The 12,975-nt window shown below is 40.4% G+C and carries 11 protein-coding genes and 1 tRNA gene; 5 read left to right on the top strand and 7 right to left on the bottom strand.

Annotated features, from left to right (window positions below):
• Positions 1-74 precede the first annotated feature (74 nt).
• Both V7O66_RS03175 and V7O66_RS03170 read right to left on the bottom strand, forming a co-directional pair.
• A complete protein-coding gene (locus tag V7O66_RS03175; RefSeq protein ID WP_406661530.1) occupies positions 75-209 on the bottom strand; it encodes a hypothetical protein in 135 nt (44 codons plus the stop codon).
• Positions 210-289: 80 nt separating this feature from the next.
• The gene (locus tag V7O66_RS03170) at positions 290-745 is read right to left on the bottom strand and encodes a hypothetical protein (RefSeq protein ID WP_406661529.1); all 456 of its coding nucleotides are present in this window, start codon (positions 743-745) and stop codon (positions 290-292) included.
• 902 nt (positions 746-1,647) lie between these two features.
• Here V7O66_RS03170 and V7O66_RS03165 point away from each other — a divergent pair.
• Together V7O66_RS03165 and V7O66_RS03160 are read left to right on the top strand one after the other, a co-directional pair.
• Entirely contained in the window at positions 1,648-3,060 is a 1,413-nt protein-coding gene (locus tag V7O66_RS03165) for an MATE family efflux transporter (protein WP_406661528.1), read from the top strand.
• A 1,046-nt stretch (positions 3,061-4,106) separates the two neighbouring features.
• Positions 4,107-4,298, top strand: coding sequence for a hypothetical protein (locus tag V7O66_RS03160; RefSeq protein WP_406661527.1), 192 nt, complete (start codon positions 4,107-4,109; stop codon positions 4,296-4,298).
• A 190-nt stretch (positions 4,299-4,488) separates the two neighbouring features.
• On the opposite strand, the gene V7O66_RS03155 is transcribed toward V7O66_RS03160, so the two are convergent.
• From V7O66_RS03155 to V7O66_RS03145, 3 genes are all read right to left on the bottom strand, one after another.
• Positions 4,489-4,758, bottom strand: a complete 270-nt coding sequence (locus tag V7O66_RS03155) for a hypothetical protein (protein ID WP_406661526.1) — start codon at positions 4,756-4,758, stop codon at positions 4,489-4,491.
• A 463-nt stretch (positions 4,759-5,221) separates the two neighbouring features.
• Complete coding sequence (locus V7O66_RS03150) at positions 5,222-5,755, bottom strand: hypothetical protein (RefSeq protein WP_406662556.1); 534 nt, start codon at positions 5,753-5,755, stop codon at positions 5,222-5,224.
• On the bottom strand, positions 5,749-8,319 hold the full coding sequence (locus tag V7O66_RS03145) for a PKD domain-containing protein (RefSeq protein WP_406661524.1): 2,571 nt from the start codon (positions 8,317-8,319) through the stop codon (positions 5,749-5,751). Before V7O66_RS03145 ends, V7O66_RS03150 begins: the two co-directional genes overlap by 7 nt.
• Positions 8,320-8,644: 325 nt before the next feature.
• Between V7O66_RS03145 and V7O66_RS03140 the strand changes: the two genes are divergently transcribed.
• On the top strand, positions 8,645-9,094 hold the full coding sequence (locus V7O66_RS03140) for a DNA-deoxyinosine glycosylase (protein WP_406661523.1): 450 nt from the start codon (positions 8,645-8,647) through the stop codon (positions 9,092-9,094).
• 36 nt (positions 9,095-9,130) lie between these two features.
• Here the strand turns inward: V7O66_RS03140 and V7O66_RS03135 are convergent.
• Positions 9,131-9,216: transfer RNA gene (locus tag V7O66_RS03135), tRNA-Ser, on the bottom strand.
• Between the two features lie 99 nt (positions 9,217-9,315).
• Positions 9,316-10,080 (bottom strand): peptidylprolyl isomerase, encoded by a 765-nt coding sequence (locus V7O66_RS03130; RefSeq protein WP_406661522.1) that lies wholly within the window; start codon positions 10,078-10,080, stop codon positions 9,316-9,318.
• Between the two features lie 387 nt (positions 10,081-10,467).
• Between V7O66_RS03130 and V7O66_RS03125 the strand changes: the two genes are divergently transcribed.
• Both V7O66_RS03125 and V7O66_RS03120 read left to right on the top strand, forming a co-directional pair.
• Entirely contained in the window at positions 10,468-11,577 is a 1,110-nt protein-coding gene (locus tag V7O66_RS03125) for a hypothetical protein (protein WP_406661521.1), read from the top strand.
• Positions 11,578-11,783: 206 nt separating this feature from the next.
• The gene (locus V7O66_RS03120) at positions 11,784-12,974 is read left to right on the top strand and encodes a geranylgeranyl reductase family protein (RefSeq protein WP_406661520.1); all 1,191 of its coding nucleotides are present in this window, start codon (positions 11,784-11,786) and stop codon (positions 12,972-12,974) included.
• Position 12,975: the final 1 nt, after the last annotated feature.

Raw genomic sequence — 12,975 nt, 5'->3', positions numbered from 1 at the left:
TTCCCTGTAGACATCATAGCCATTCATTTCCGACATCATAACGCCCTGCAGTAAGAAGTCTGGCTCTTCATTTTTTACGAGATCGATTGAATCTTTCCCATTATAAGCCTTGAGGATCCCATAGTTATCTTCAAGAATGCACGCATAAGCTCAACGTTTAGTAGCCCATCAGCAACGAACAATATCTTTTGCCGACTGTCTGATACCATAAGCAGAATTATTAAGTTATTTTATAAAAAATAGTTAATAGAAATTATTATTTGAAAAACACACTAAAAATTATGCATATTCAGTCATCCAGCAACAATGAGAAGTCAAGCACTTCTTTTGACGAGACACTAATGTAGCTTATAAAAGGATCAAAATCCATTATTTCTTTCTTCGAAAGACCTGTAGCGTCAAATTCCACTTTTCCAGTCAAAGTAATTAAAATACCGGAATCATCCATTTCATTAACAACGAAATTACTTTCCTCCATGAGGATCCTGCCAGAAAATCCTTCTGTAAAAACAGGCTTAATGGAGTTAATGGAACAATCGCCTTCCCCTTTTCTAAGTAGAGTAAAACTGTAAGAATAAAGCTGTTGATCAGTATTGTTATTATCAACTGAGCCAATGGAACTTGTGCCTTCTACCAACTGCAGTTCTGTAGGAAAATAATCGTCTGCAAGTAACGTACTTGCCCCGGACCCTATCGCTATCCCCACAAGTAAAATAAACAAAATCGACATCCAATCCGCATTCATCCATATCCCCTTTGAATAGAACAATAGTATTCTTGTTCTACAGTTATAGAAGTTTACTACTAATATACTTTTTAACTATGCATACAGCAATAAGAAAACAGCCCGGTTTAAACCAAATAAATTTAGACTGGCTTACATAATTGATTAAGATATTATTAAATATATTGAATATAAATATATTAATATATCCACTTATCCTATGATGCAGGAAGTAATAATTATGAATTGTATAAGTTGCCTATATCGCAAATCAATTGAATTGTTCACAAAATGCGCCGGAGTACCCGGAAGATGTCGGGCTGGTATGTCATACTACTGCAGCCACCCTGAGAACAGCAACCCGGTTCCGATCATTCCGACGGGAGCCATAATGCTAGACACTTGCCCTGTTTTACAGGCTGCCGATTGAATCTGCATCCACAAGGACCAGGAACACAACAAGCCACCTTCTTATCATTTCTTTTTTCTTAAGTGTGAGGCGCGCATACGGCTCTTGTAAAATGGTTGGTGGTATTTACAATAGAGTCAATCTATTTGGTTTAATGTTTAGTAGCGCGCCTCATATGTTAGATAATTATAATCGTATTTAAATTTTTTTAAATGATGCGGCGGTTCTGAGTAGATAATCGGAAATAAGTAGCACCATTTCTATGAATAAGAGTCAGATCAGCAATGCAATTGAATATCTAAAATCATGAGGTTTAAAAAACCATATGGATTACTCATAAGTTCTCATATAAATAAAAACTACAATTTACATAGTGAACAGCAAAAACTATAGCCTTCTGATTCTGTATCCAAAAGTTTAAACTCTAATCTTTCATTAAAAGCAGAAAGATACCACTTCGCATGGTAGCATATCTTTTTGAAAACATACCCCCTTAAACATTGAGATAAAAAAAATGAGCAATGAATCAGTTGATGGTGATGTTGACGATGTATCTTATATTTTAGAGAACAAAGAGACATCCGGTTTAAAAACGCTTATGGGCGACCCGAAGAAAGCCATGATCAAGCTTTCGCTGCCAATGATACTGGCAATGTCCATACAGACCCTTTACAATCTTGTTGATACATTCTGGGTATCCGGTCTCGGTGCAGATGCACTTGCAGCAACTGGTTTTGTTTTTCCATTCTTTTTTATCACAATAGCACTTTCCAATGGTCTGGGCATGGGAGCAGGTGCTGCAATTTCCAGACGTCTGGGTGCCAGGGACAAAAATGCTGCTGATAAGGTCGCCAGCAATTCAATGATAATGATGCTATTGCTGTGTCTGGCTTTTACTGTACCTTTCTTTGTGTATTCCAGAGAACTTTTTCTTCTGGTTGGTGCAGGGAAAACCGTTGAGCTTGCAATAGCATATGGCCGTATTATATTTGCAGGAAGCATTTTCATCTTCTTTACCAATGTGGCAAATAGTATCCTTCGCAGTGAAGGGGATACAAAAAGAGCTATGCATGCAATGATAATAGGTGCTGTTCTTAATATTATCCTTGATCCGATATTTATCTATACTTTTGATATGGGAATTGCAGGTGCTGCATGGGCAACAATACTTTCACTCGCCATATCCTCAGTTCCCATGTTTAACTGGCTGTTCCTGAAAAGAGATACATATATTTCCTTTAATTTTAAGAATTTCCGCTTTGAGAAAGATATTATCCATGATATTTTCAGGGTTGGAGTTCCTGCATCAATTGAGCATTCATCCATGGCTCTGTCACTTATCATGCTGAACCTTATAGTCGTGTTAGTCGACAGTACAGATGGTGTTGCTGTTTATTCAGTGGGATGGCGTGTAGCTTCCATAGCTATCCAGCCATTGATAGGTATTGCAACGGCAGTTATTACAATGGCAGGTTTTTCTTACGGTGCACGTTCTTTTAAGAAAATAGACTTCATCCACATCTATGCCACAAAAATAGGTTTTCTGATAGAACTGGTAATTTCATTGTTTACCTATTTCCTGGCACCACAAATAGCCCACATATTCACAATGTCTGAGAATGCTGCTCATATAACTGATGAACTTATCGTTCTTTTGAGAATACTATGCATATTCTACCCCATGATATCCCTCGGAATGATGTCATCCTCTCTTTTCCAGGGTACAGGCAAGGGCATGAATTCCCTGGCATCCACAATTATCCGTTCTTTGATCCTGGCCCCCCTGTTTGCATTCCTCCTTGGTTCAAGGTTGGATCTTGGAATAACTGGCGTATGGTGGGGCATTGTCATAGGACACATAGTAGGCTCACTGATACCTTTCATCTGGGCAAGATTGTATATCGCTGCATTGAACAGGACGAATTGATCATCTGCCCATACGATCTTTTTGGCCTGCTTATTTATCAGCGGTTTTAATATTAAGCTCAATAAGATTAATGAATGCAGCCCATTGAGTCATGTGTCCCTAGCGATGACATAATAAAAAGTAAGCATTTTGAGATTAATAAAGCACACTTGATTTAAGAAATTCATTTAGCAAATAATAAATAGCTTTAATATATTCTTTTTTTAGAGACGAAGAGTAATAAATCAATACAACCTGTACAACCAACCAACCAACCAACCAACCAACCAACCAGGTATCTGCGAGCAATTCCTCCGCATCAGTAACATAGCTTAAAAGCATCTTCGTCTCAACCCCCATTTCACCCAAACAGATTCTAATTAACATCACGAACAAGGAGATAGAAACCCACAATTCCCTGATTCAAAAAATTCAGCCGGATACATGCTAATGCACCTTGTTTGTATGATCCAATGCGTACATCATATAGATTTACGCAGTATAGAATGACGATACAAAATACAAAACAATTCAAATTTAAATAAAGTGAAATTGATTTAAGACGGATTACTAATAAATAATATATAGCATAACACCTATTTTAGATGTAGAGACGAAGAGCAATAAATCAATCCAATCTGCATAACTAATTAAACACTAGTGGTCCAATCACCCATGTCCTAAACATAGACTGAAAACGTCTTTGTCTCAACTTCCAATCGACCCAAGCTTTTCCTAATTGACATCGTGAACGATTAGAGAGGCACATGCGAACCATCCAACAGCCGGTTGGTATGATCTGCAACAGTAAGCCAAAAACATGCAGCTAAGTACATATTACCATAACTCCCCCACGGGATCATTTGACTATCATTAAGTTTATTAAATTGTTTTGCTACCCATGCATTACTAATATAAACATATTTATTTATGCAGTTAACCATTATTTGTTAATAATTACATAATTATTGATATATGTTTGACTATTGGACATTGATACAATAAAAATCGTAAAGAAATTAATGTAAATAATCTGGACATCCATGATCAGGGGAAGGGGTTGAAAAATGAGTGATGAAATTACAAATTATAGAGATTACGAATATGAAACGCTTAAAGATGGAATTTTTTGGCACACCTACATTTATAAAAAAATATCTAGAATTGACTATGAAATAGTAAACGTTTTCAAATCTTTGATTCAACCAACCAAGGAAAATATTCATAAAAATATTGACCAAACCATATATGGTGAATAATCAAAACCTCATCAAAAACACCTAAAGTTAACCATATTTATGGATTGAGGAGTACAAGGACTTTCCCCACCCGACCTAATACAATTCAATAAATAGTAAGATCCGCCCATTACCTAGTATTCTATGCAATCCTCAAGAATCAGAAACACTGTTTTAGAGAGCGGATCAAATTGTGAACTAAACACACTGGTTATTTGAGCATCTCATTGATTTCCACCATAGCTCCCTGCCAGAGTCTATCCATCACCTGCTCCATTCCCTCTTTAGACAGCAAAACCCGATCGATTTCACTGTTACACCCAGGACAAGCGATCCTAGACCCCCGCACTAGATTTTTGTCCACTATATTGTTATAAATGAATTCAATCTCTTTTTCACATTCCGGACATGCCATGAATGTGTTCCCGCCATCATAGATGACAGCGTCTAATCCCATTTCATAAGTAGTTTCAATCCCCACGATCAACACCCATTTTAATCTGCGTATCTTTGCTTTCCCACAACCCCTTGAAAGCAATTAACAATACCTGAATACTACATTTGGAATAATATTCTATTATATTTAAACACCCTTATTATTTATGCTTTGTGACTATTTTGCACATATGTGGATATCCCTGTGACGGACAGAGGAGACAATACGCTTGGCTTAAGTTTTGTAAACAGATTCAAAAATCCAGAAAAGATTGTTACCCCATCCCCAATAAGAACTTATACACAAAGGGGAATCCTAAAATCAAAAACAGTATGCTTTCCAAGTACAATAAAAATGGCAGGCTTTAAACTGCTGGTTTTACGTCAATGGAGAGACTTGCAAAAGCAGTTCAATGCTTATTTCTTTTAATGATTCTATTTACTGTTTAATTGGAATACTGTTTAACTTTTGGGCAAACTCATGAATATGCAGGATAAATTGGAAGGACTTAAAGTCCCCCCTTACCATTCTGCTTCCTTCTGACAACTACCCCAAGTACCAGAACAAGCCCTATGCCAGAGATCCAATAGACAAAGCTAGAATTATTTTCGTCTACTGTATCATGCACCCCTACATTAGATGAGTTTTGGGAATCACTAGTTCCAATGCTATTTTCAGTTTGCTGACTATTTCCACCCATATTTTCAGATATTTCAATATCCCCAGCATCTTCAAGATTTTCTGCATTTTCCTTGAGCATCAACCATTTTATATACGCAGGGAGGCCATCCCCTGAACTTGATACTGAACCTGAAGATGAGCTATAATCGCAAGTCACTGCAAATGGTGAAAAACCTGAAATGTTCCTGACAATGAAATAAGAATAAGTTCCATCATTGTCAACAAGTTCCGGAGTGTAGGATTCCCAGGTAAGGCTGGTCCAATGTTTAAGGTAAACAGTGTTTATGATCAATGATCCACCGTCAAGTTTATTCAAAACCCTAAACTCGAGAGTCTGGTTGTTGCTTTCATTGTTTACCAGGGTTTCGTTGTTGAAACTAATGTCAAATATTGATAAACAGAATCTACTGGGAAATCTAGCGTAGACTCATTTAACGAAGATACATTCATTACCTCCACTTTTATCATAATTCCGCTTGTATTGCCTGAAGTGTTAAATGAAACATTCTGGAGACTAAACGGAATGCTGTTAGAATCTGTTATGCCATTATCCGTAGTATTGAAATGAACATTGGATTCATTTCCTGAAACTACTATTTCAGGAGTTGTGTTTACCAGGAAATCAATTTCATTTTCATCGTTTGCAGATGAGTTCGTAACAGTCCACTCCCATGAGAAAATATCTGTCCTTCCAATGCTCTCATTACTGACATTCACTGAGACGTTGTATACTTCCATGAAGAAGTCATTCTGATTTATGTACTGACTCGTGTTTATGTTACAGTATGAGTTCTTTGATGAATCAATTAGATTTGCATACAGATCAACACCTGATCCGTTAATTGCAGTGTCACCAATGAACCATTCATAGCTTGAGAATGAAGTGGCGTTTATGCTGAAATTAAACTCACCCCCATAAATGGAGAGTATTTCACTGTATTCAGGAGACAATGAGTAAACTGGATCTTGTGCTGCCCTTATGTTGAGGTACTTCGTGGAAGTTCCGTTGGCATTTGATACGGTCAGGTTTACGGTGAAATTACCAGATCCGAATTCATGTGTTGGGTTTTGATCAGTGGAAGAATTTCCATCTCCAAAATCCCAATACCAGTTTTCTACAAGCCCTGATGAATTTTCCAGGAAGTTCACACTCAGCGGGGAAATACCCCTTGTTGCATCAGCTGTGAAGTTTGCAATTGGAAGAATGGACACATCAATAGTGATATCTTCAGTTGTGTTGGTGTTCCCTGCAAGATCAATAAAAGTACAATTGTAAACTATGGAACTTACAAGTGTTCCAGAATCGCTTGCTGGAATGGAAATGTTCCATAAATAATTGGATGAATTCTGTACCATCTCATAATTTTGACCATCTACACTGATATGTCCAAAAGCAATTTCGATATTGTCAGTTGCGTTAAGCTCGATAGTGATATTTTCACCTGTGTTTGCAGTCAGGATCTTTTGTACCCAATTGTAGACAGGCACCTCATTGTCAAGCCTGAACACATTTGATACAGAATAGTTAACGTTACTTGCATCATCAAGAGCTTTTATATGAAGATACCAGTCACCATTTACTGAATCCTTTGTAAGAAGACTCCCATTGTTGAATGACGCCCACGATTCAATTGCACCTATGCTGCTATTTTGATCCCATGAATACTGAAGACTTTGATTAAAGGCTGAAATATTAGTGATGTTTACGATAGTGCTGTGAGATGTGGCATATGAGCTGTCCCCGTTCTCACTGAACTCGATGTACTCACTATACTGAGGCGTGATCCATCCCACGTTTACCTGATTAGAAGTAACCGTTTCATCACCGCTACCAACAAAACTAGCCTTGACGGTGTCCACACCAACTGAAGTTCCCGTGTATGTGAATGTCGTTTCACCGTTGGAATTTGTGGTATTGGTAAAAGTTGTTCCGTTGTGAGGACCTGAAATTACCGTGAATGTGATATTTTTGTCTGCAAGAGGGTCACCGTTGTCATCCTGCAAGTTTGCTGTGAGGGTTTGCTGAGTGTTTTTGAAAGCTGTGGCATTTGAAGGGGAGAGAATGATTCCTTCACCTACTATTGCAGTAGTTGATTTCATAAAGAAATATGAAAAGAATATATTATCATCGTTTGAAGGGTTCTGCGTAAATACCGTTATGTTCGCATCTCCGTTTGAGACGAAAGGCAGGAGATTGTATAATTCATCATCATACCCCATACTAGGAGATGTGGATAATAACGGATTTTCAGGATTGTTATTGCTATCATCCAGACCCCCAACTGTTATGAGTCCACTAATAGCATCATCCGAGCCTCCTGCAGAAGAGGTTAAACGTTGTCCATTGACATCTATCAGGCTTACCTGATTACCTGGCTGATAACTAAAAGATATAGCTAAACCCATATCGACCATTAGATTTGGATTACTTTTATTGATGGGGTCGGACAATGCAATTTTGAATGAGTCCCCTGCAGGAGCCTGTCCACCAAACAACAATATAATTGTATTATCATCCACCTGATTTGCATCATTAAATATGACTATCAGAGCCTCACCATCAATGTTTCCTGATTCAGTTATAGTGAAATCAATTCTTCCTGCTGGAGCATTATCAATCTTAGTCCTTACAATTGAAGTTACATCAGCCCAGTGATTATTGCAATTTGCAAAAAGTGAGAAATCCCAATTAACACCAATACCATCAATTGTAATAGCTCCATCCGGGATCTCACTTCCACCCCAACCACTGGCTGCAGTTAGATAGGCACCCCTCACTGTTGCACCAGATGGTTTTTCTACCTGGATGATTCCAGTTCCTGAAGTTCCGAGTCCGTCTACTGAAATACTTATTTTACCATGTTCAGTGACAACTGGCGTTAGTGATGTTGCAGACACCATCCCTATGCATGATAGTAAGATCAATAATACCAGTGAATATCTAAAAATATGTAACTTTTTCAAATCCATCTCAAACACCAAAAATATTAATTTTTATTATATTATTGGGCTGATATTTGTTTTAATATTTAAAATTCACTATGAAATTATCATAAGTTCAAATAAGTTCTCATAAAAATAAAAACTGCAACGCTCCAGCCTGATGCATGGAAGAAAAAAGCCCTTACTTTGACCCCCACATCCCAACATAGCACCAGGAAACTAGCAATATACCCCAAAAACCACATAAAAATCCTTTAATCAGTTGCAAACATCCTACCCCCATAATCAAACCCAAGGAAGAATCACCATGGACCCAATAATAAACGAAGAAACAGAGATCCTGATAGTAGGAACCTACCCCTCAGAAATATCAAGAGCCATAAGCCAGTACTACGGAAATCCCAGAAACCAGTTCTGGAAACTTATGAGTGGCATACTCGGCATCGATATGCAGGAGATGGACTACAATAATAGGATCGAGACCTTGCTAAAACACAAGATCGGACTATGGGATACCCTGAAAGCCTGCAAAATCACCGGAAGCTCAGACAGCAGCATCCGCAATCAAGAATACAATGACCTTTCCCACCTGACCCATATCAGGAAGATTATCTGCAACGGAAAAAAAGCAGAGGATTTCATCAAACACTGCAATGTATCAGATGGTGTTGAAATCGTGAGGGTTGCATCTTCAAGTCCGGCAAGGGCTATGGTATTTGGTGAGAAGATGGGAGAGTGGAAGGGAGTTTTAAATTAAAGTACTAGTTTCAAAATCAATCAAAAAAAGTGTGGACGCTGAGGAAGAGATTCGAACTCTTGCAGCGCGTTAGCACTACCGGTTTTCAAGACCGGCGCCGTAGTCCACTTGGCTACCTCAGCATACTGAATGGTATCTCAATAGCGGTTTAGAATATAAGCCTTTTGATTAGAAAGGCGTTGAACGATGGGGGTTTAAAAAGTAAATAGGGGAGGAAAGGATTATTCCTCTGCCTCTTCTGTTGTTTCGGTTGCTTCAGCTTCAGCTGGTGCTTCTTCTGCAGCGACTTCTGCCTCAGGTGCTGTTGGTGGCACGTATGGGAATTTCTCAACGTATTCAAGGTTTGGTACGCCGAGCTTCTCGATAAGCTCTGTTGCGATGGTTCCCTTGGACATGAGCCATCTCTGGTTGAAGGATACCTCGAGTGGGACAACTACTCTGATCACGTCTTCGACGATTGCGATCTCAATGTCTCTGAGGCCTGTGTAGAGTGCGATAAGACCCTGTGCCTTTGCGAGATTGTCTTCGATCTTTTCCTCGATGGTGTATTCGTATTCTACATCCTTGCCTGCAAGTGCATGGTTGAAGTCTACACGTACTCTGCGGCCAATGACCTGGGAAATTACACCACGCTTTCCGTTAAGCTCGACAGGCATACCTGCGTATGGCCTCTGGTCCTGGAACTGGTCCTTGAGCTTTGTTACGGAAACGGTTTCTACGAGTGCAGGGTTGTGTGCACCGAATGCATTCTCTGGTGAAAGGGTGAGGGTTCCTGTGTAACCTACTTCCTTGCCTACGAAATCTGCATCAAGACCAGCAATGGTGTGGCCTGAGCCTACTACAATGATGTCCCCGCCGTATAATCCGCGTGGGTTGTAAACGCCACTGTCTTTTGCAAGCTGCTCATCGGTTGTATCAAAGACCTGTCCTTCATTGATTTTACCGGTATAATTGACTTTTATGAAATCTCCGTTCTCTATTGCCAAATTGATCAACTCAATTAGTTTATTAGTATTAATGAATGAATAGAATTACCTGCTCGCTATACTCATATTTCTTTAAGAACCTTTTGCCAGAAAAAATAAAAGAAGAGAGTCATATCAGCCATCCGTGACCATTCCAATTCTCACACAGCATAATGCAGGTAGTCCATCCACCAATATCCAGAAAATCTTCAGACAATATCCGGCTTTATGGAGAAATATAATGAGCGGACAACAACAAAGCCTGAAATTATAACATGATGTATCCCAGGGTACTGAATATAAATCAATTCACCCCATAGATAGTGATTTTCATATGTTTCTACGGAGCCTAATTTCCTATTGCTTATATAGTGATTACTTTCATATAATTATATAAGGGGGAATTTCATGAAACTAAGCTTATCCATATTAACTATGTTTTTAGTATTATTACTGATCATCAGCAGCCCTGTAAGCGCTTTTAAAGTAATCGAAGCAGGCGACACCATCACCATGGACGAAGTGATAGATGATGATATCTACATTGCCGGAGGTGATATCAGCATCAAAGGTACGGTGCTTGGGGATGTGATCGCTGCTGGCGGTATTGTTGAGATCACGGGCAATGTCACAGGAGATGTTGTGGTTGCAGCAGGCGAAGTTACCATCAATGGAAATGTCGGAGATGATGTAAGGGTTGTATCAGGCACACTGACAGTAAACGGAAATATCGGTGATGACCTGCTGGCAGGCACAGGAGAACTGCTAATATCCGATGATGCCAGCATTGGTGGGGATCTTGTTTTCGGTAGCGGGGATGCTGCGATCAGAGGAGATGTAGGTGGCAACGTCACAGGTGGCGGTGAAGATGTGACACTGACTGGCATTATTGATGGTGATGTTGACCTGCAAGTGGAAAAACTCAACGTGCTTTCTTCAGCTCGAATAAACGGGAAGCTCGAATATTCAGGTCCAAATGAAGCCATAATACCATCCGGAGTCGTGGCAGAGGAAGTGGATTTCACCAGATACAATACGGGAAGAAAGGAAATGGATGACAGTTCATCTCCCGGATTGTGGATTATCAAATACCTGTCTTTGCTGGTAATTGCACTGATATCCCTTGGTCTGTTCCCGAAAAGAACAATTGCCATATCTCAAGCCATTCCAGTACTCCCATTAAAGAATCTGGCAGTCGGGTTCCTGGCATTAGCTGCAGCTCTTGTGGGCTCACTTGTCTTGTTTATAACCGTGATAGGTATTCCAGCCGGTCTATTACTACTGTTCACAACGCTTTTTGCCCTCTATGCCGTCAGGATCTATTTCGGGCTATGGTTGGGTAAACTCACGTTATCAAAATTAGGAGTAGACTCCAAACCCTGGATGGATATGGCACTGGGACTGTTCCTGCTGCTCATACTTACCAGCATTCCCTGGATAGGTGGCCTGCTCTATCTGCTGGTGACACTCATAGCCATAGGAAGTATCTATTATACATACAAAGCTCTTCAGGCTTGAAGTAAAGAACATTGCTTAAGAAATGGTGGTCATTGAAACCTCGAACCACCATTTAGCATTTTATGAATCGGGAAAAATCAATGCCCGGAAACGATTAGAATGATTGAATTCAGGCAATAGCTAGATAGTGATCAGATGACAGTTACCTACTGGTCACATAATAGTTAGATATATCTAATAAGATGTGTTTGGGATAAGCAAAGAACATGACACCTGAAGATTCATACGATATTATAGTAGTAGGAGCCGGGCCGGCAGGCTCCACAGCAGCCATGTATGCAGCAGAGAGGGGCAGATCCGTACTTCTAGTGGACAAGAAAAAGGATCTGGGAGTGCCACTTCAGTGTGGAGGTTTCCTCCCCCACTACGAAACCCTCACTGAGCTAGTACCAAATGCAGAGCTGCCATACACACTTGAAGAGATACCAAAGAGCTGTATCCACACATCAACATCATACCAGCGTTTCATCGCCCCCAGCGGAATATCAAAGGGCTTCCATGTGAACGCAGATGCCATCGACAGAAGACGCTTTGACAAGCATCTTGCAAAAATGGCAGGTAAAGCCGGGGCAGATCTTCTTGTGGGAACCAACGTCACCGAGGTCAACGGTACTGAACTGGTGCTCGATGGTGCATTCGGAGAGCACATCGTCAGGGGCAAGGTAATAATCGGAGCTGACGGACCAAACTCCACCGTGGGACGGGCAAACAACATGCTAAGGGACGCTGACCCAATGGGCACAGGCACAGCATTCGAATACGAGATCAGCGGTGTGGATGTGGACAGGGAAGCCGTTGAGATGTACTTCGGCAAGGACTATGTCCCGGGGGGATATGCATGGATCATATCACAGGGAGAAGACTCAGCCAATATAGGTGTGGGCATACGTGAAGCCATGTTCGAAGAACGCATGGGCGCCCGGGATTACCTGAACAGGTTCCTCTACGAGCACCCCATAGCCAGCAAGAAACTCGAAGGTGCATCCATAGTCTCGGTTGTCGCAGGTCTTGTACCGGTGGGCGGTGCACCAAAGGTCACAGCTACAAAGGATACACTCATAGCAGGTGATGCTGCAGGGCATATAATCGCAACCAACGGTGGCGGAATTTCCACAGCAATGGTTGGTGGCAAGCTCGCTGGCCAGACAGCTGCAGACCACCTCGAAGGTAAATGCGACCTTACAGAGTACGAAAAAAGGTGGCGTGAGCAGATGGGACTTGAAATAAAGACAGCAGTCTATGCCAGGAAGCTCATGGACAAGCTTATGCTTTCCGACAAACTGATGACAGCTGCCATTAAGGTGATCTCACCTGAACACATGAAAGCCATCCAGTGTGGCCAGTTGCCGGAAACTGTGAGAAAATCACTGCTAAAACTCAACATAGGCCTGAACTAAG

This window comes from Methanolobus sp. ZRKC3 (assembly GCF_045291275.1).
Lineage (GTDB): Archaea > Halobacteriota > Methanosarcinia > Methanosarcinales > Methanosarcinaceae > Methanolobus.
This window is presented reverse-complemented; position numbering and strand designations above follow the sequence as displayed.

Excerpts from the sequence above, each read along its gene's own strand:
- V7O66_RS03175 (WP_406661530.1), bottom strand. The coding sequence starts at position 209 with ATGGTATCAGACAGTCGGCAAAAGATATTGTTCGTTGCTGATGGGCTA.
- V7O66_RS03170 (WP_406661529.1), bottom strand. The coding sequence starts at position 745 with ATGAATGCGGATTGGATGTCGATTTTGTTTATTTTACTTGTGGGGATA.
- V7O66_RS03165 (WP_406661528.1), top strand. The coding sequence starts at position 1,648 with ATGAGCAATGAATCAGTTGATGGTGATGTTGACGATGTATCTTATATT.
- V7O66_RS03160 (WP_406661527.1), top strand. The coding sequence starts at position 4,107 with ATGAGTGATGAAATTACAAATTATAGAGATTACGAATATGAAACGCTT.
- V7O66_RS03140 (WP_406661523.1), top strand. The coding sequence starts at position 8,645 with ATGGACCCAATAATAAACGAAGAAACAGAGATCCTGATAGTAGGAACC.
- V7O66_RS03125 (WP_406661521.1), top strand. The coding sequence starts at position 10,468 with ATGAAACTAAGCTTATCCATATTAACTATGTTTTTAGTATTATTACTG.
- V7O66_RS03120 (WP_406661520.1), top strand. The coding sequence starts at position 11,784 with ATGACACCTGAAGATTCATACGATATTATAGTAGTAGGAGCCGGGCCG.